The sequence below is a fragment of the Streptomyces sp. NPDC088745 genome, assembly GCF_044751045.1.
GTDB lineage: Bacteria > Actinomycetota > Actinomycetes > Streptomycetales > Streptomycetaceae > Streptomyces > Streptomyces cremeus.
Genome location: NZ_JBIVLB010000002.1, coordinates 644522 through 662229, shown reverse-complemented (window position 1 = coordinate 662229; position 17708 = coordinate 644522). Strand labels below are relative to the sequence as shown.

Genomic DNA, 17708 nt, shown 5'->3' with positions numbered 1-17708 from the left:
GGCTACTTCTTGATGACGATCGTGCCGCCCGCGCGGTCGTGCCAGCCCTGGAGCTTGCCCGAGTTGTCGAAGAAGGGGGAGAGGTAGACCAGCAGCGTGCCGAGGCCGCAGAAGAGCGAGCCGACCATCGGGAGGATCCAGCGGATGAAGCCCGCACCCAGGCCGGGGGCCTGACCGGTGTTCTCCTTGACGACCTTGACGCCCAGGACCATCTTGCCGAGCGTCGCGCCCCAGATGGAGACCATCAGCCACTCGTAGAGCAGCGCGATGAGGGCGAACACGGCGATGGCGGCGAAGAAGGCCGCGACGAAACCACCGCTGATGTCGTTCACACAGCTCTGGTAGCCCGGGTCCGTGTAGGAGCCGCAGGACTCGATGCTCTTCGAGGCGCCGAAGATGCCCGCGATGCCGACGGCGGTGAAGATGCCGTAGAGGATGCCGTACGCCACCGCGTCCAGCGCACGCGCACCCAGGCGGCGACCCATGGTGGCGATTTCGACGGTGCCGAGCCCTCCGACGTTGATGTAGCCGTTGTTGGCCTGGAGGGTGCCGCCCGGCTGCTGGGGCGGGTAGCCGTAGCCCTGCTGCGGCGGGACGCCCTGCGGGGCCTGCTGCGGGTAGCCGTAACCGGGCTGGCCCTGCGGCTGCTGCGGGTAGCCGTAGCCGGGCTGCTCCTGGGGCGGCTGGGCGGGGTAGCCGTAGCCGGGCTGGCCCTGCGGGGGCTGCGGCGGCTGGCCCTGGGGCTGGCCGTAGGGGTTGTTGGGGTCGCCGAAGCTCACGTGCGATTCCTCCGTTGTCGTGCTGGGGACTGTGCGGCCCGGGCGGAGGAACGGGTACGGAAAACGAGCGGTCTGCCCCCCTGCGCCACCGCGAACTGCGCGCCACATCGTCGTATCAGTGGCTTGTTCTTGTCCAGCCAGCAGTGGGAGGTGTTGTGCAAGTGCAACGTTTGATCCCGGCCGGTGACGATCCCGGCGACCGGGCGCACCCCCGCCCGCGCGGGCACTGATTGGAACCTCCTCCCCGCATCCGCGAGGATGGGCACATGACCGCCCAGATTCTCGACGGCAAGGCCACCGCAGCCGCGATCAAGTCCGAACTCACCGGCCGCGTGGCGGCCCTGATCAGCCGGGGGGTCATCCCCGGGCTCGGCACCCTGCTGGTCGGCGACGACCCCGGCTCCAAGTGGTACGTCGCGGGCAAGCACCGCGACTGTGCCGAGGTCGGCATCGCCTCCATCCAGCGCGAACTCCCCGCCACGGCCACCCAGGAGGAGATCGAGGCCGTCGTACGGGAACTCAACGAGGACCCCGCCTGCACCGGCTACATCGTCCAACTCCCGCTTCCCGAGGGCATCGACACCAACCGCGTCCTGGAGCTGATGGACCCGGCCAAGGACGCCGACGGCCTGCACCCGATGAGCCTGGGCCGGCTCGTCATCGGCGAGACCGGCCCGCTGCCCTGCACCCCGTACGGCATCGTGCAGTTGCTGCGTCACCACGGCGTCGAGATCGCCGGGGCCCACGTCGTGGTCGTCGGCCGGGGCATCACCATCGGCCGGCCGATGCCGCTGGTGCTCACCCGCAAGTCCGAGAACGCCACGGTCACCCAGTGCCACACCGGCACCCGTGACCTCTCCCACCACCTGCGCCAGGCCGACATCGTCGTGGCCGCCGCCGGTGTCCCGCACCTGATCAAGCCCGAGGACGTCAAGCCGGGCGCGGCCGTCCTGGACGTCGGCGTCAGCCGGGACGAGAACGGCAAGATCGTCGGCGACGTCCACCCCGGTGTCGCCGAGGTCGCGGGCTGGGTCGCCCCCAACCCGGGCGGCGTGGGCCCGATGACCCGTGCCCAGTTGCTGGTCAACGTCGTTGAGGCGGCCGAGCGCGCAGCCGGCCCCGACGCGGGCTGAGCCGGAACCGTACGGGACGAAGAGGGAGCGAAGCCATGGGCGGGCAGGCCGACGACCACGACGAGCCGAACGGCGGGACCGCACCGGGCGGGACCGCGTCGGCCGGGGCGGCCCAGGGCGGGAAGGCGCGGGCCGCCGCCGCGTCGGCCGGGACGGCCCAGGACGGGGCGACGCGGTCCGCCGAGCCCGCGTCCGAACGCGAACCCGAGCCCGAGCCCGTGCCCGAGCCCGTGCCCGAACCCGGCAGCGGGCCCGGCAGCGGACCCGGATCCGCGGCCGAGCCCCACGCCAAGGGCGTCGTCAGCGCTCCGGGCCCCGACGGCCCGGTGCGCACCACCCGGCGCTTCCCCCTCCTCACCCGGGACACCGCCCGCCCCGAGGGCGGCGGCCGGGCCGCCGACCGGGACGCCCCGGCGCCGGTGCGGCAGTGGCCGCTGGTGACCGTGCTGGGCCTGACGGCGGTCGGGCTGCTGCTGGTCGCGGTCGACGCGTTCGGCATGGGCTTCCGGCTGGGCACGGTGCTGGTCGGGCTCGCCCTGGTCACCGGAGCCGTCTTCCGCTGGGTGCTGCCGGGCGTGGGCATGCTCGCGGTCCGCTCCCGGTTCACGGACATCCTGACGTACGGGACGCTCGGTCTGGTGATCATGCTGCTGGCGATGATGACGCAGCCCAAGCCGTGGTTCACGATCCCGATCCTGGAGGAGGCGGTGCGCTTCACGGTGCGCTGACCCCCGGCCGGCCCGGCGGGCCCGGCAGGCCATGGTGTGGCCCGTTTCTTTCCCCGTGCGGGAGGAAACGGGCCACAGTCGTCTCCGGGAGCCCCCCTGACGCCCCTTCGCATCATGAGCGGGGACCGCCGCGGGTAGGACTGTCCGCGTCGGGAGTCCGGGGCCCGCCGCGAAAGCACGGAGAGCACGGACGCACGCGTACGGGGTGAGGCATGGCGCGTTGGAAGACACTGCCGTCCGGGCTGGGCGAACGCGACCGCCAACTGGTCGTCCAGCTCCGCAGGCTCAAGGACCACAGCGGCCTGAGCCTGGCCGCGCTGGAGGCGAAGACCGCCAGCAGCCGTTCCTCCTGGGAGCGCTACCTCAACGGGCGCGTGCCGCCGCCGCGCGAGGCCGTCGAGGAACTGGCCCGGGTCTGCGGCAGCGACCCCACCCGCCTTCTCGTCCTGTACGACGTCGCCGCCCGCGAGCGGTGCGGCGGCCCCGGCGCGGGGGCCCGCCCCCGCCCGGACGAGTCGCCTCCGCAACCCCCGGCGGCCGAACGCCCCGCCCGCCGGCCGCGCCCCCTGCTGCTCGCCGCCCTCGGCTGCGCGCTGCTGGCCGCCTTCGCCGCCGGGTACGCCCTCGCCCTCGCCCGCACGTCGACGGGCGGCCCCGGGGGGCCGGTGACGTACGCCTACGAGGAGGGGAGGACGTACTCCTGCGCGGACGGCCGCAAGGACGGCGGGCGGTACGCCGGGCACAGCGTCACCCGGGAGAACCTGCTGATGCCCGGCGCCCGGGGGCGGGACGTCGTCGAGGCGCAGTGCCTGCTCACCGCGCACGGCTTCGACGCGGGCGCGGTCGACGGTCTCTACGGTCCCGCCGCCAAGGAGGCGGCCCGCGCCTTCCAGCAGGAGCGCGGACTGGTGCCGGACGGTCTGGTCGGCGAGCACACCTGGCGGGAGCTGCGCCGATGAGCGGTGAGGAAACGGCACCGGTCGCGGGCGGGGCCCGTGACCACCTGGCGGCGGAACTGCGTGCGCTGCGGGCCGGTACGGGGCTGAGCCTGGCCGCGCTGGCGACGCGTACGCCGTACAGCAAGTCCTCCTGGGAGCGCTACCTCAACGGCCGGAAGCCGGTGCCGAGGCGGGCCGTGGAGGCTTTGTGCACGGTCGCGGGAGAGCCGCCCGCCCGGCTGCTGGCGCTGTGGGAGCTGGCGGACGCGTCCTGGAGCGGCCGGTCGGGGGCCGCACCGGAGCCCGCGCCCGCACCCGTGTCCACGGGCACGCGGCCCGTACGGCGGAGGAAGTGGCAGCCGTACGCCCTGATGGCGGCCGGTGCGCTCGCCGGGGCCGCGGCCGTGGTCCTCGGGGTGCTCGGCCTCGGGCTGCTCGGCGCCGGCGGCCCGCAGGGGGAGGCGGGCGCGCCGGTGGGGCCGGGCCGGGCGGGCACCGCGGAGGCCGGGTGCCTGGGCGAGCGGTGCGTGGGGCGCACGCCCAAGGGGATGGGGTGCGGGCAGTCGGGGGCGGTGAAGTCCCTGGCCGAGCGGACGGCGCGGAACGGGCAGCGGCTGGAGATCCGGTACAGCAGCGTGTGCCGGGCGGTGTGGGTGCGGGCGTCGTTCCTGAAGGCCGGGGACCGGGTGGCGCTCCATCCGCCTCCCGCCGACGAAGGCGACAAAGCGCTGAAAACCGCCCCGAAGGCCATGCGGGCGGAGGCCGTGGATGTGGGGGATGCCACACATTGGGTCGTCACGCCCATGCTCGCGCCCCGCGATCCGGCGGGCGTGCGGGCCTGTCTGGAGCCCTCGGCGGGAGGCGCGCCGGAGTGTTTCACCGGCCGGTCGGCCAAAGATCGACTTACACAACTGGAGGGAACCATTCCGACGTTGGGAGGCGTCTTGGGATCCGGTGTGCCGGGACAGGGCATGAGAAAGATCTTGTTTCGGGGAAAGATGCCGCAAGACAGTTGAAGAACTGACTTGTCTGGACATAGTGGACCGCCGTGCGGGAAGGCCGGGGCTCGGGCAATCCGCACACAGCATCGGTGGGACACTGGTACGGGCGATCGGAACGGGAGCGCGCAATGGGGTGCGCCCGACTTCCGATGTGCTCCCGTGCGCTCCCGCCCCAGGAACTGACATCCTGGCTCTGCGCATCCCTCTGGGTACGCCAGGATCGAAGGGGCAAGAGCAGGGGGCCGGAACAAGAGCGCGGGGCAATTCAGGAACGTACGGGGGGACAAGGGGGAAGCTATGCCTCGTTGGAAAGCGCTGCCGGAGGGACTCGACCCGCAGGTCAGGGAGTTCGCGAACCAGTTGCGTCGGCTCGTCGACCGCAGCGGTCTGAGCGTGGCCGCGGTCGCGGACCGCACCGGGTACAGCAAGACGTCCTGGGAGCGCTATCTCAATGGACGGCTGCTCGCGCCCAAGGGCGCGGTCGTCGCGCTCTCCGAGGTGACCGGGACCAACCCCGTGCACCTCACCACCATGTGGGAGCTCGCGGAGCGCGCCTGGAGCCGCTCCGAGATGCGCCACGACATGACGATGGAGGCCATCCGGATCTCCCAGGCGCGGGCCGCCCTGGGCGAGTTCGGCGCGCCCGCGTCGCAGAACGCCAAGTCGCGCAAGGCGGGCACCACCTCGACGCCGCCGGCACGTCCGGGATTGGCGCGTCCGGGTTCCGCTTCCGGCCCCGGCCGGGCGTCGGACCCGGCGCTGACCGACACCGGCCAGCAGCGTCGTGCGGCCCGGCCGAACACCGACGCGTTCGACATGACGACGAACCTGAAGATCCCGAGCGAGCTCGCGGCGCGCACCGGGTCGGGTCCGGCGGCCCGTACCGGCCAAGGGCCCTCGGCTGCCGGGCGCACCGCGCCGAGCCGTCCCGCGCCGGGCCGCCCGGAGCACGAGCGCGGTTACGCGAGTGACTTCGAGCGTGGCTTCAGCCAGGGCCAGAGCTACAACAGCCCGTCCGCCTCGACGGCGTCCTCGGCTCCTTCGGCGCGTTCCGCTTCGGGCGGCGCGGGCGGTTACGACCGTCCCTCGGGGCCGCCCGGTCCCGGGCGTCCCGGCACGCCGCCGCCGAACTCGGCGCCGGACCGCCGGCGTCAGCGCCGCAAGCTGACGATGTTCCTGGCGGGCGTCGTCGGCGCGCTGCTGGTCATCGTGGCCGCGGTGCTGCTGACCGGCGGCGACGACAAGGACAAGAAGCCGACCGCGGGCGACACCCCGGCGGTCTCGCAGACCAAGGAGCCCGCTCCGAAGCTGCCTGCCGGCGTGAAGTGCAACGGCAAGGCCTGCGACGGCAAGGACCCCGAGGCGATGGGCTGCGGCGGCGAGTACGCCGTCACGTCCGCGCGCGGCACGGTCGGCGCGGCCCGCATCGAGGTCCGCTACAGCAAGACCTGCGGCGCGGCCTGGGCCCGTATCACCGGAGCGGGCGGCGGCGACAAGGTGACGGTCTCCTCCGACACCTCGGCGGCCGGCCGCAACGGCGTGGTCGGCGCGGCGGCCACCGACGCGTACACCGCCATGGTCGAGGCGGCCACGGCGGACGAGGCGCGCGCCTGCGCGACGCTGAAGACCGGCAAGAAGGGCTGCACCACCGCCGAGTAGAAAATTCTGGAACAGGGCGCATGTCCGCCGTCCCCCGGGGCAGGCGGACGTCATCCCCCCCACGGGTGATGCCACCCGAGACGGCCGTCCGCGCTTCCCCCCCCTCTGCGCGGGCGGCCGTCGGCGTTCCCGCCGTTCTCGTGCGCACGCGTGCGCCGGGACCCGTACGCCCACGGGGTGTGCCCCGTCCCACACGGGCCCGGGGATACGGCCCGTCCGAGGCGCGATAGCCTGGCGCCGGACATCTCTCCACATCGAGATATCCCGCACACCAGGGGCAGGGACCCCCCGCCACTTCGCTTGCCTTACGGAGACCGCCATGACCCGCACTCCCGTGAATGTCACCGTCACCGGCGCGGCCGGACAGATCGGCTACGCGCTGCTCTTCCGCATCGCCTCCGGTCACCTGCTCGGCCAGGACGTGCCGGTCAAGCTGCGTCTCCTGGAGATCCCGCAGGGCCTGAAGGCCGCTGAGGGCACCGCCATGGAGCTCGACGACTGCGCCTTCCCGCTGCTCCAGGGCATCGAGATCACGGACGACCCGAACGTCGGCTTCGACGGCGCGAACGTCGCCCTCCTCGTCGGCGCCCGCCCCCGCACCAAGGGCATGGAGCGCGGCGACCTGCTCTCGGCCAACGGCGGCATCTTCAAGCCGCAGGGCAAGGCCATCAACGACAACGCCGCGGACGACATCCGCGTCCTGGTCGTCGGCAACCCGGCCAACACCAACGCCCTGATCGCGCAGGCCGCCGCCCCGGACGTGCCCGCGGAGCGCTTCACCGCGATGACCCGCCTGGACCACAACCGCGCGCTCTCGCAGCTCTCGAAGAAGACCGGCACCCCGGTCTCCGAGCTGAAGAAGCTCACGATCTGGGGCAACCACTCCGCCACCCAGTACCCGGACATCTTCCACGCGGAGGTCGCGGGGAAGAACGCCGCCGAGGTCGTCAACGACGAGCAGTGGCTGGCCGACACCTTCATCCCGACCGTCGCCAAGCGCGGCGCGGCGATCATCGAGGCCCGGGGTGCGTCCTCGGCGGCCTCGGCCGCCAACGCCGCCATCGACCACGTCCACACCTGGGTCAACGGCACGGCCGCGGGCGACTGGACCTCGATGGGCATCCCGTCGGACGGCTCCTACGGCGTCCCCGAGGGCCTCATCTCCTCCTTCCCGGTCACCTGCAAGGACGGCAAGTACGAGATCGTCCAGGGCCTGGAGATCAACGACTTCTCCCGCGCCCGGATCGACGCCTCGGTCCAGGAGCTCAAGGAAGAGCGCGACGCGGTGCGCGAGCTCGGCCTGATCTGAGACACCTTCGGGCAACCCTCCCGAAAAGCCCCCGGCGGTCCGACCGCCGGGGGCTTTCTCGTGTGCTCCGGCACCCGTAGCTGTTGTGCACCTGCGCTCGAATGTAGTACTTCTTATACATGAGCGAGCAGGTGCACAACAGAATCGCCGTGGTGCGGGCCGAGCGGAAAGTCTCTCGGCAGGCCCTCGCCGAAGCGGTCGGCGTCCACTACCAGACCATCGGCTACATCGAGCGCGGGCAGTACAACCCCAGCCTCGACCTGGCCCTGAGGGTCGCCGCGTTCTTCGAACTGCCGGTGGAGGCGCTGTTCTCGCTGGAGCCGTTCGGCTCGCTCACGCACGAGGTCTACGGGAGGAAGGCACAGTCATGAACGCGACCGCCAGCAAGAGGATGACGGGATACGACCGGCGCATGCGGGCCCTGATGAACGACCCCAGGGGCCGCGTCCTCAGCGCCACGAAGGGCCGCCGCCGGGCCGCCGTCGCCGCGAGCGTGACCCTGACCGTGGCCGATGTCGCCCTCGTCGTGCAGGTGTTCGCGTACGACCAGCGGTGGGCCGTCTTCGCCCTGATTCCCGTCACCCTCCTCTGGTGCCTGGCCGCCGGCGTCCTCAACGGCGCCACCGCCGGGCTCTTCGAACTCCGCGCCCGCGCCCTGGACGAGCGCCAGCTCATGGAACGCGAGCGGGCCCGCGCGACGGCGCACCGGATGACGGGAGCGCTGGTCATCGGCGCGGCCGCCGGGCTCTGGCTGGCGGCCTGGGCCTCCGACGGCCAACTGACCAGGGCGTACGTCGCCCCGCTGCTCGTCGGCGTGTTCGTCCTGCTCTGGATGATGCCGCTGTGGGTGGCGGGCCTCCAGGTCCAGGACACCCCCGCCGACGACTTCGAGGACGACGCGGTCCCCTCGTACTGACGCCGGGCACGAGCTGTCCCGATCACGGTCGGCGGATCTACCATGACCCTCCGTCCGCAGGGGAGTTCAGACGGCCGAGGGGGAGCGGGGCATGGTGCAGGACGATGAACGCACGCACCCGGGCCCGGTGGGGGAGGCGGGCGACTCCGGTGGCCCGGCGGTCCGTTCGGCGTTCAGTACCGGGAAGGCCGGGCCGCGGCTGCGGCTCACCCCGGTCAACGTTCTTCTGGTGGTGCTCGGCCTGGTGATCGGGATCGGTACGGGATGGCTCGTCCAGGACCGGCCGGCCGGGGCCCCGCAGCCGCCTCCGGCCCCCCGGGCGGCGCCGGGACCCGGTTCACCGGCGCGAGCCACCGGTGCGTCTCCCCGGCCCTCCCCGCCCGCCCTCCCCGCCGACTTCGCGGTCGTCCGGGACGCCTCCGGGGTGACCCTCGCCGTGCCCAGCGGCTGGCGGCGGGACGTGGGAGCCTCCGTCCACTACCGCTCGCCCTCGTCCCCGTACAGCCGCTTCCTCCAGTTCTGGCCCCTGCCGGACTCCCGTATGAGCGCGACCCGCGCCCTGCGCGTCACGGTCGCCGCCCAGCGCCACTACCCGCGCTTCGAAGTGCACTCCCTGCACCCCACCACCAAGGGCGCCGCCGAGCTCGTCCACTCGTACGACAGCCTGCGCACGGGCCGCCGGCTCACCCTCGTCCAGCGGGTCTTCCCCGCCGCCGACGGCAGGCGTTACGCGTTCGCGGTGGTCGGCCCGGCCGGGGAGTGGCCCCGGCAGCGGAACACCCTGGAGGCGGCCCTGCGCCATTTCGAGCCCGTGCGGGACACGCCGTAGGCGACGCCGTGGCCGTCCGGTTGCTCAGGAAACGATCAAGTGTGGGTTGGCGGGGTCCCGGTCGTGGAAGCAGGGGGGTGACCGCATTCATCCAATCGGGGGTGCTCCCATGGCCACACTCTTCGACAAGCGCGAGCTGCACGTCATCGCGCTCAGCGACCGCGACGCCCTGCTCGGGCTGCTGAGGGACGCCCTCGACGCCACCGGGGCCGATGACGCCGAGCGGCCGGGGCTGGAGCGGGCGGTCGCGCTCGTGGCCGGCGCGCCCGAGACCCCGCAGGCCGAGATGCGCGGGCGGTGGGCCCGGGAACGCATCGAAGCGGCCGGGGTGAAGGCCGAGGCGGACTCCGTGCGGGCCATCAAGGCGCTGCGCAAGGCCGAGCCCCAACTGGGTCTGTACGAGGCACTGATCCTGACGAAGGAGGCGGCGGCCGCCGGGGGACGCTGAGGGGAGGGGCTGCTTCCGGCCCCGGCGGGCCCTGTGCCGCCCGGGTCGCGTCCGCGTCCGATCAGGACTTCCGGCCCGGCCGAAAGTGACTCATGGCACTTTCGGCCGGGTAAACGGCATGCTTTCGGCCGCCCGGGGGAGGGGTCCCGCCGCCAGTGCTCCTGGACTGGCAGGGACCAGCCCTCTGGTCCTTTCGGTAACGGAAGGCGAAAGCGTCGTGTCGGCAGAAAAGACCATCCATGTGGGCGGGGAGTGGCGGGCAGCCCTCTCCGGCGCCACGCGCGAGATCCTCGACCCCGCGGACGCGAAGCCGTTCGCCGTGGTCGCCGAGGGCGGCGCGGAGGACGTCGACGCAGCGGTCGCCGCCGCGAGCGAGGCCTTCGCGGGCGGGCAGGGCGTCTGGCCGCAGACGCCCACCGCCGAGCGTGCCGCGCTGCTGCGCCGGGTCGCCGACCTCCTCCAGCGGGACCGCGAGGAGCTGGGGCGGCTGGAGGCGCGGGACGCCGGAAAGACCGTGGAGGAGGGGCGCGTCGACATCGACTGCGTCACGGACGCCTTCCGGTACTTCGCCGACCTGGTGGTCGGGGAGGGGGCCGGACGCGTCGTGGACGCCGGGTCCGCCGAGATCCACAGCGTCGTGGTGCACGAGCCGGTGGGTGTGTGCGCGCTGATCACGCCGTGGAACTATCCGCTTTTGCAGGCGAGTTGGAAGATCGCGCCCGCGCTGGCCGCCGGCAACACGTTCGTCGTCAAGCCGAGCGAGATCACCCCCATGACCACCGTCGCGCTCGTCGCGCTGCTGGTGGAGGCGGGGCTGCCGGCGGGGGTGGCGAACGTTGTCACCGGGCCCGGGGCCTCGGTCGGGGCGCGGATGGCCGAGCACCCGGAGGTGGACCTGGTGTCGTTCACGGGTGGACTGGTGAGCGGTACGAAGGTCATGCAGGCCGCCGCCGAGACCGTCAAGAAGGTCGCCCTGGAGCTGGGCGGGAAGAACCCGAACGTCGTCTTCGCGGACGCGTGCGCGACGGAGGAGGGCTTCGACACGGCGGTCGACCAGGCGCTGAACGCCGCCTTCATCCACAGCGGGCAGGTCTGTTCCGCCGGATCGCGGCTCATCGTGGAGGAGTCCGTGCGGGAACGGTTCGTCGCCGAGCTGGCGCGGCGGGCCGACCGGATCCGGATCGGGCGGGGGACCGAGAAGGGCGTCGAGTGCGGACCGCTGGTGTCCGCCGCGCAGTTGGAGAAGACCGAGTACTACGTCGCCGCCGCGCTGGAGGAGGGCGCCGTGCTGCGGGCCGGCGGGTGGCGGCCCGAGGGGGACGGGTACGAGGGGTACTTCTACCGGCCGACCGTCCTGGACGGCTGCCACCGGGAGATGCGGGTCGTACGGGAGGAGACCTTCGGGCCGATCCTCACCGTGGAGGGCTTCACCACGGAGGCGGAGGCGATCGCCCTCGCCAACGACACCGAGTACGGGCTCGCGGGCGGGGTGTGGACCGCCGACGCCGGGCGGGCGCGGCGGGTGGCGGCGAAGCTGCGGCACGGGACGGTGTGGATCAACGACTTCCACCCGTATCTGCCGCAGGCGGAGTGGGGGGGATTCGGGAAGTCGGGGGTGGGACGGGAGCTGGGGCCGGCCGGGTTGGCGGAGTACCGGGAGTCCAAGCACGTTTATCAGAACTTGAATCCGGCGCCGGTCCGCTGGTTCTCCGGCTGATCCCGGGTCCGGACTCGGCGGGTCCTGCCGCCCCGTCACTTCCCCTCCGCCCCCCTCGGGCTTCGCAGCCGCCCCGTTCCCTTGGGCGACGGGGCCGCCCCGAGGGGGCGAGGGGGGCGGCCCCTCCCGCTTCCGGCCCCGCCCGGAGCGGCCCCGGCCGGGCCCTGTTCCGGACGGCCGTCCAGCAGGGGACCGGCACCGTCCGTACCGGAAAGGCAGGTCCCCAGCCCCGCCCCTTCACCTGAACCCGCGGGGGCTGCACGGTTCCCGTGCGGGTGCGTCGTGGCTGGTCGCGCAGTTCCCCGCGCCCCTGACGGGGGCACGGAAAGAGCGCCCGCGCGGCGGAGCCGCAGATCGAGCACAGCCCCGCGCCCCTGACGGGGCACGGAAAGAGCGCCCGCGCGCCCGAGCCGCAGATCGAGCACAGCCCCGTACGGCGGCCCGTGCGTCGCCCCGTACCCATTACGCGACAGAACCTTCGCCAGAAGAGGAGCAGCACCACATGCCCGAGCCCATCCACGAATACGACTACGTCGTCATCGGCGGCGGCACCGCCGGATCCGTGATCGCCTCCCGTCTGACCGAGGACCCCGCCGTCCGCGTCGCCGTCATCGAGGGCGGCCCCTCCGACGTGGACCGCCCCGAAGTCCTCACCCTGCGCCGCTGGATGGGCCTGCTGGGAGGTGAGCTGGACTACGACTACCCCACCACCGAGCAGCCCCGCGGCAACTCCCACATCCGGCACAGCCGGGCCCGCGTCCTCGGCGGGTGCTCCTCGCACAACACGCTGATCGCGTTCAAGCCGCTGCCCAGCGACTGGGACGAGTGGGAGGCCAACGGCGCCGAAGGATGGGGGGCCGCCGCCATGGACCCGTACTTCGCCAAGCTGCGCAACAACATCGTCCCGGTCGACGAGGCGGACCGCAACGCCATCGCCCGCGACTTCGTCGACGCCGCCCAGGACGCCCTCGGCGTCCCCCGCGTCGAGAGCTTCAACAAGGAGCCCTTCGACGACGGCGTCGGTTTCTTCGACCTCGCCTACCACCCCGAGGACAACAAGCGCTCGTCGGCGTCGGTGGCCTACCTCCACCCCTTCCTGGACCGCCCGAACCTGCACCTCATGCTGGAGACCTGGGCGTACGGGCTGGAGCTCGACGGCACCCGGGCGCGCGGCGTCCGCGTCCGCACCGGGAGCGGCGAGGAGGTCCTCGTACGGGCGAAGCGCGAAGTCCTGGTCTGCGCCGGTGCGGTGGACACGCCGCGGCTGCTGATGCACTCCGGGATCGGCCCGGCCGCCGACCTCGAAGCGCTCGGCATACCCGTCGCCGTCGACCTCCCCGGCGTCGGCGAGAACCTCCTCGACCACCCCGAGTCGGTCATCGTGTGGGAGACCCACGGGCCGATCCCCGAGAACTCGGCGATGGACTCGGACGCGGGACTGTTCGTGCGGCGGGACCCCGGGCACGCGGGCCCGGACCTGATGTTCCACTTCTACCAGATCCCGTTCACCGACAACCCGGAGCGGCTCGGCTACGAACGCCCCGCGCACGGCGTGTCGATGACCCCCAACATCCCCAAGCCGCGCAGCCGCGGCCGCCTCTACCTCACCAGCGCCGACCCGGCCGTGAAGCCCGCGCTCGACTTCCGGTACTTCACCGACGCGGACGACTACGACGGCCGCACCCTCGTCGACGGCATCAGGATCGCCCGCGAGATCGCCAAGTCCGCTCCGCTGGCGGGGTGGTTGAAGCGCGAGGTCTGCCCGGGCCCGGAGATCACCTCCGACGAGGAGCTGAGCGAGTACGCGCGCAAGGTCGCGCACACGGTCTACCACCCGGCCGGCACCTGCCGGATGGGCGCGGCGGACGACCGGCTCGCCGTCGTCACGCCCGACTTGAGGATCAAGGGACTCGACGGCATCCGCATCGCCGACGCGTCCGTCTTCCCGACCATGACCGCCGTCAACCCGATGATCGGCGTCCTGATGGTCGGCGAGAAGTGCGCAGAGCTGCTGCTGGCCGACGCCGCGCAGCAGCAACCGACCATCTCCGGAGGTGCCGCGTAATGAGGACGACTCCCGCCATGACGACCACCGAGCCCCCGAGCGACGCCGCCGAGCACGTCTTCTCCGTACGGAACCTCTGGAAGGTCTTCGGCCCCAAGGCCGACAGGATCCCCGGCGACCAGGACCTCACCGGTCTCTCCGTCGCCGAACTGCGCGAACGCACCGGCTGCACCGCCGCCGTCCGCGACGTCTCCTTCGACGTGCGGAAGGGCGAGGTCTTCGTCGTCATGGGGCTGTCCGGCTCCGGGAAGTCGACGCTCGTGCGCTGTCTGACCCGGCTCGTCGAGCCCACCTCCGGCAGCCTCGCCATCGACGGCGAGGACGTCCTGTCCATGGACAAGAGCCGGCTGCGCGAACTCCGCAGGCACCGCGCCGCCATGGTCTTCCAGCACTTCGGGCTGCTGCCGCACCGCACGGTCCTCGACAACGTCGCGTACGGGCTGGAAGTGCAGGGCGTGGGCAGGGCCGAACGGCGCGCCAGGGCCGCCGAGGTCGTCGGCAAGGTCGGCCTGGACGGGCTGGAGGACCGCCGCCCCGGCCAGCTCTCCGGCGGCCAGCAGCAGCGCGTCGGCCTGGCCCGCGCGCTCGCGGTCGATCCCGAGGTCCTGCTGTTCGACGAGCCGTTCAGCGCGCTGGACCCGCTCATCCGGCGCGACATGCAGGAGGAGGTCGTCCGCCTCCATGAGGAGGAGGGCCGCACGATGGTCTTCATCACCCACGACCTCAACGAGGCCCTGCGGCTGGGCGACCGCATCGCCCTGATGCGGGACGGCGAGATCGTCCAGCTCGGCACGCCCGAGGAGATCGTCGGCTCCCCGGCCGACGACTACGTGCGGGACTTCGTCCGCGACGTGCCCCGCGAGCAGGTCCTCACCGTCGCCTCCGCGATGCGCGCCCCGCAGGCGGGCGACGCCGAGTCCGGCCCGGCGGTGTCCCCGTCCGCCCCCGTCTCCCAGGCCATCGAGGCCCTGGTCCGCACGGGCGAGCCCACGGCCCGCGTGATGTCCGACGGCCGCCTCCTGGGCGTCGTCGACCGGGCCTGCCTCCTCGCGGTGGTCGCCGGAACCCTGGCGGTGACCGCCTGATGAGGTACGCCAGTACGTTCCCCGCGCCCCGCGCGGACCGCCGCGCCGCCCGCCGCCCGGGGGCCCGTGCCGCCCGGCCCGGCGCCGTCCGCCCCCGTACCGGCGAGGTGACCGCGTGAGTGCCGTGACCACCGCCTCCGCCCCGCCGAAGCCCCGCGGCCGGCGGGCCGGCCTGCGGGAGCGCCTGGCCCGCCGGCCCGCCCTCCGCAAGCTCGGCGTGCTCCTCGTGCTCGCCGCCGTCGCGGTCCCCGTGCTGCACGCCCGCTGGGCGTCCGGCACCTGGCCGGCCCCCCTCACCGTCGACCTCACCGCACCCCTGGGCGAGGTCAGCGACTGGATCATTGACAACCGCGACGGCCACCCCCTCTTCCTGTACTTCTTCGGCCACGTCTCCCACGCGGTCGTCCTCTGCGTCCGGGCCGTCTACCTGGTCCTCCTCGCCCTCGGCTGGGCCGGCACCACCGCCGTCGCCGCGCTGATCGCCTGGCGTGCCGCCGGGGTGCGGCTCGCGGCCGGCACCCTCGTGTCGCTGGCCGCCTGCGGGCTGCTCGGCATGTGGGTGCCGACCATGCAGACCCTCGCGCTGATGGCCGTCGCCGTCGCCGCCTCGGTGCTCCTGGGCGCGTTCCTGGGCCTCGCCGCCGGTCTCTCGGACCGCACGTTCCGCGTCCTGCGGCCGGTCCTGGACACCATGCAGGTGCTCCCGGCCTTCGCGTACCTCCTCCCCGTGGTGCTGGTCTTCGGCATCGGCGTCCCGGCCGCCGTCCTGGCGACCGTCGTGTACGCGGCTCCGCCGATGGCCCGGCTCACCGCGCTCGGCCTGCGCGACGCCGACAAGGGCGTCCTGGAAGCGGTCGAGTCCCTCGGCGCGACCGCCCGCCAGCGCCTCCTCACCGCCCGCCTCCCCCTCGCCCGCAAGCAGCTCCTGCTCGGCCTCAACCAGACGATCATGATGGCGCTGTCCATGGCCGTCATCGCGTCCGTCATCGGCGCCGCCGGTCTCGGCGACCGCGTCTACCAGGCGCTCGCCTCCGTCGACGTCGGCCAGGCGCTGGCCGCCGGTCTCCCGATCGTGCTGATCGCGATCGTCCTCGACCGGGTCACCGCGGCCGCCGGCTCCGGCGAGCGCGGGGCGGGCCGGTCCTGGCTCCCGGCGGCCCTCGGCCTCGCCGTCGCCGCGGCCGTCGCCGTCGCCGGCCGGCTCGCGGGCTCGCTCCTGTGGCCCGAGGGCTGGTCCGTCGAGATCGCCCCAACCGTCAACAGGGCCGTCGGCTGGATGACCGACCACCTCTACTCGGGCGTCCCCGTCATCGGCGGCACCGCCGACTGGGCCGGCCACTTCACCTCCTGGATCCTCGACCCGATCCGCTCGGGCCTCACGGCCCTGCCCTGGTACGCGGTCCTGTTCCTGGTCGCCGCCCTCGCCTGGCTGATCGGCACCTGGAAGTCGGCGCTGACCGCGACGCTCGCGACGGCCGCGATCGGCGTCCTGGGCGTGTGGAAGCCGTCCATGGACACGCTCTCCCAGGTCCTCGCGGCCGTCGCCGTCACCCTGGTCATCGGCTTCGCGATCGGCGTCGCGGCGGCCCGCAGCCGCCGCCTGGAGCGCGTGCTGCGCCCCGTCCTGGACGTGATGCAGACGATGCCGCAGTTCGTCTACCTCATCCCCGTCGTCGCCCTGTTCGGCGTGGGCCGCGCCCCGGCCGCGGTGGCCGCCGTCGTCTACGCGCTGCCGGCCGTCGTGCGCATCACCACCCAGGGCCTCCAGCAGGTCTCCCCTGCGGCCCTGGAAGCCGCTCGCTCGCTCGGCGCGACCGGCGGCCAGCAGCTCCGCCAGGTCCAACTGCCGCTCGCCCGGCCGTCCCTGCTCCTCGCCGTGAACCAGGGCGTCGTCCTGGTCCTCGCCGTCGTCATCATCGGCGGCCTGGTCGGCGGCGGCGCCCTCGGTTACGACGTGGTGTTCGGCCTCGCCCAGGGCGACCTGGCCACCGGCCTCAAGGCGGGCGCGGCCATCGTCTGCCTCGGCCTGATGCTCGACCGGGTGACCCAGCCCTCGCGGGCCGCCCGCAAGGAGGACGCGTGATGAACCGTCGTACGGCAGTCAAGGCCACCGCGCTCGGTCTCGGCGCACTGCTCCTCACCGGCTGCGGCGCGGCCGACATGACCCAGCAGGCGTCCCCGTACGCGAACGCGGCGGGCGCGAGGACGGTCACCCTCTCCGTCCAGTCCTGGGTCGGCGCCCAGGCGGACGTCGCCGTCGCCAAGCTGATCCTGGAACGCGAACTCGGCTACCGCGTCGACACCGTCCAGGTCGACGAGGTCCCCGCGTGGGACGCCCTCAGCCAGGGCCGGGTCGACATGATCATGGAGGACTGGGGCCACCCGGAACAGGAGGCCCGCTACGTCAAGGAGAAGAAGACCATCGTCCCGGCGGGCGGCGTCGGGGTGACCGGCCACATCGGCTGGTTCGTCCCCAAGTACTTCGCCGACGCGCACCCGGACGTCACGGACTGGCGCAACCTCAACAAGTACGCCTCGTACTTCAAGACCCCGGAGAGCGGCGGCAAGGGCCAACTGCTGGACGGCTCCCCGTCCTACGTCACCAACGACAAGGCCCTCGTCGACAACCTGAAACTCGACTACCAGGTCGTCTTCTCCGGTTCCGAGGCCGCCCAGATCACCCAGATCCAGCGCTTCGCGAAGGAGAAGAAGCCCTTCCTGACCTACTGGTACCAGCCCCAGTGGCTGTTCGAGCAGGTCCCGATGGTGGAGGTCGAGCTCCCCGCGTACTCGCAGGAGTGCGCGGCGAAGGCTCCGCAGGACATCGACTGCGCCTACCCGACCACTCCGCTCGCGAAGTACATGAACGCCGACTTCGCGAAGAAGGGCGGCAGGGCCGCGGCCTTCCTCAAGAACTTCAAGTGGAACGCGGAGCAGCAGAACCAGGTCTCCCTGATGATCGCCGACCAGAAGCTCTCCCCCGAGGAAGCGGCGGAGAAGTGGGTCGCCGCCAACGAGTCCACCTGGCGCGCCTGGCTTCCCGAGTGACCGCCGCCGCCCGGCAGACGGACGTGTACGCGGACGAGGTCCCGTGGCAGGAT

At 72.9% G+C, this 17708-nt stretch carries 16 protein-coding genes; 15 read left to right on the top strand and 1 reads right to left on the bottom strand.

The window, feature by feature from the left end; all coding sequences use genetic code 11:
- Nucleotides 1-2: 2 nt before the first annotated feature.
- The gene (locus ACIP93_RS07595; RefSeq protein WP_345228855.1) at nucleotides 3-779 is read right to left on the bottom strand and encodes an RDD family protein; all 777 of its coding nucleotides are present in this window, start codon (nucleotides 777-779) and stop codon (nucleotides 3-5) included.
- A 266-nt stretch (nucleotides 780-1045) separates the two neighbouring features.
- Between ACIP93_RS07595 and ACIP93_RS07590 the strand changes: the two genes are divergently transcribed.
- From ACIP93_RS07590 to ACIP93_RS07520, 15 genes are all read left to right on the top strand, one after another.
- Complete coding sequence (locus ACIP93_RS07590; RefSeq protein ID WP_401756648.1) at nucleotides 1046-1912, top strand: bifunctional methylenetetrahydrofolate dehydrogenase/methenyltetrahydrofolate cyclohydrolase; 867 nt, start codon at nucleotides 1046-1048, stop codon at nucleotides 1910-1912.
- Nucleotides 1913-1947: 35 nt separating this feature from the next.
- A complete protein-coding gene (locus ACIP93_RS07585; RefSeq protein ID WP_401756647.1) occupies nucleotides 1948-2640 on the top strand; it encodes a DUF3017 domain-containing protein in 693 nt (230 codons plus the stop codon).
- Between the two features lie 212 nt (nucleotides 2641-2852).
- The gene (locus ACIP93_RS07580; protein WP_401756645.1) at nucleotides 2853-3599 is read left to right on the top strand and encodes a helix-turn-helix domain-containing protein; all 747 of its coding nucleotides are present in this window, start codon (nucleotides 2853-2855) and stop codon (nucleotides 3597-3599) included.
- On the top strand, nucleotides 3596-4594 hold the full coding sequence (locus ACIP93_RS07575) for a helix-turn-helix domain-containing protein (protein ID WP_401756643.1): 999 nt from the start codon (nucleotides 3596-3598) through the stop codon (nucleotides 4592-4594). The genes ACIP93_RS07580 and ACIP93_RS07575 overlap by 4 nt, the downstream gene beginning before the upstream one ends.
- Before the next feature lie 282 nt (nucleotides 4595-4876).
- Entirely contained in the window at nucleotides 4877-6238 is a 1362-nt protein-coding gene (locus ACIP93_RS07570; protein WP_401756641.1) for a helix-turn-helix domain-containing protein, read from the top strand.
- A gap of 319 nt (nucleotides 6239-6557) precedes the next feature.
- Nucleotides 6558-7547 (top strand): malate dehydrogenase, encoded by a 990-nt coding sequence (locus tag ACIP93_RS07565; RefSeq protein WP_185028179.1) that lies wholly within the window; start codon nucleotides 6558-6560, stop codon nucleotides 7545-7547.
- A 119-nt stretch (nucleotides 7548-7666) separates the two neighbouring features.
- The gene (locus ACIP93_RS07560) at nucleotides 7667-7918 is read left to right on the top strand and encodes a helix-turn-helix transcriptional regulator (RefSeq protein WP_345228849.1); all 252 of its coding nucleotides are present in this window, start codon (nucleotides 7667-7669) and stop codon (nucleotides 7916-7918) included.
- Nucleotides 7915-8463, top strand: coding sequence for a hypothetical protein (locus ACIP93_RS07555; protein ID WP_345228848.1), 549 nt, complete (start codon nucleotides 7915-7917; stop codon nucleotides 8461-8463). Before ACIP93_RS07560 ends, ACIP93_RS07555 begins: the two co-directional genes overlap by 4 nt.
- A gap of 91 nt (nucleotides 8464-8554) precedes the next feature.
- Nucleotides 8555-9292 carry a hypothetical protein gene (locus tag ACIP93_RS07550; protein WP_401756638.1) on the top strand — a complete coding sequence of 246 codons (738 nt, stop codon included), beginning with the start codon at nucleotides 8555-8557 and terminating at the stop codon, nucleotides 9290-9292.
- Nucleotides 9293-9401: 109 nt separating this feature from the next.
- On the top strand, nucleotides 9402-9740 hold the full coding sequence (locus ACIP93_RS07545) for a hypothetical protein (protein WP_401756636.1): 339 nt from the start codon (nucleotides 9402-9404) through the stop codon (nucleotides 9738-9740).
- A 217-nt stretch (nucleotides 9741-9957) separates the two neighbouring features.
- Nucleotides 9958-11457, top strand: coding sequence for an aldehyde dehydrogenase family protein (locus ACIP93_RS07540; protein WP_345228845.1), 1500 nt, complete (start codon nucleotides 9958-9960; stop codon nucleotides 11455-11457).
- Nucleotides 11458-11959: 502 nt separating this feature from the next.
- The gene (locus tag ACIP93_RS07535) at nucleotides 11960-13522 is read left to right on the top strand and encodes a GMC family oxidoreductase (protein ID WP_401756634.1); all 1563 of its coding nucleotides are present in this window, start codon (nucleotides 11960-11962) and stop codon (nucleotides 13520-13522) included.
- 17 nt (nucleotides 13523-13539) lie between these two features.
- Nucleotides 13540-14607, top strand: coding sequence for a glycine betaine/L-proline ABC transporter ATP-binding protein (locus tag ACIP93_RS07530; RefSeq protein WP_401756632.1), 1068 nt, complete (start codon nucleotides 13540-13542; stop codon nucleotides 14605-14607).
- A 124-nt stretch (nucleotides 14608-14731) separates the two neighbouring features.
- Nucleotides 14732-16690 (top strand): ABC transporter permease, encoded by a 1959-nt coding sequence (locus ACIP93_RS07525; RefSeq protein WP_401757022.1) that lies wholly within the window; start codon nucleotides 14732-14734, stop codon nucleotides 16688-16690.
- Nucleotides 16690-17655: an ABC transporter substrate-binding protein gene (locus tag ACIP93_RS07520; protein ID WP_345228843.1), complete on the top strand. Its 966-nt coding sequence runs from the start codon at nucleotides 16690-16692 to the stop codon at nucleotides 17653-17655. The genes ACIP93_RS07525 and ACIP93_RS07520 overlap by 1 nt, the downstream gene beginning before the upstream one ends.
- The last annotated feature ends 53 nt before the right edge of the window (nucleotides 17656-17708 follow it).

Excerpts from the sequence above, each read along its gene's own strand:
- ACIP93_RS07590 (WP_401756648.1), top strand. The coding sequence starts at position 1,046 with ATGACCGCCCAGATTCTCGACGGCAAGGCCACCGCAGCCGCGATCAAG.
- ACIP93_RS07585 (WP_401756647.1), top strand. The coding sequence starts at position 1,948 with ATGGGCGGGCAGGCCGACGACCACGACGAGCCGAACGGCGGGACCGCA.
- ACIP93_RS07580 (WP_401756645.1), top strand. The coding sequence starts at position 2,853 with ATGGCGCGTTGGAAGACACTGCCGTCCGGGCTGGGCGAACGCGACCGC.
- ACIP93_RS07575 (WP_401756643.1), top strand. The coding sequence starts at position 3,596 with ATGAGCGGTGAGGAAACGGCACCGGTCGCGGGCGGGGCCCGTGACCAC.
- ACIP93_RS07570 (WP_401756641.1), top strand. The coding sequence starts at position 4,877 with ATGCCTCGTTGGAAAGCGCTGCCGGAGGGACTCGACCCGCAGGTCAGG.
- ACIP93_RS07565 (WP_185028179.1), top strand. The coding sequence starts at position 6,558 with ATGACCCGCACTCCCGTGAATGTCACCGTCACCGGCGCGGCCGGACAG.
- ACIP93_RS07560 (WP_345228849.1), top strand. The coding sequence starts at position 7,667 with ATGAGCGAGCAGGTGCACAACAGAATCGCCGTGGTGCGGGCCGAGCGG.
- ACIP93_RS07555 (WP_345228848.1), top strand. The coding sequence starts at position 7,915 with ATGAACGCGACCGCCAGCAAGAGGATGACGGGATACGACCGGCGCATG.
- ACIP93_RS07550 (WP_401756638.1), top strand. The coding sequence starts at position 8,555 with ATGGTGCAGGACGATGAACGCACGCACCCGGGCCCGGTGGGGGAGGCG.
- ACIP93_RS07545 (WP_401756636.1), top strand. The coding sequence starts at position 9,402 with ATGGCCACACTCTTCGACAAGCGCGAGCTGCACGTCATCGCGCTCAGC.
- ACIP93_RS07535 (WP_401756634.1), top strand. The coding sequence starts at position 11,960 with ATGCCCGAGCCCATCCACGAATACGACTACGTCGTCATCGGCGGCGGC.
- ACIP93_RS07530 (WP_401756632.1), top strand. The coding sequence starts at position 13,540 with ATGACGACCACCGAGCCCCCGAGCGACGCCGCCGAGCACGTCTTCTCC.
- ACIP93_RS07520 (WP_345228843.1), top strand. The coding sequence starts at position 16,690 with ATGAACCGTCGTACGGCAGTCAAGGCCACCGCGCTCGGTCTCGGCGCA.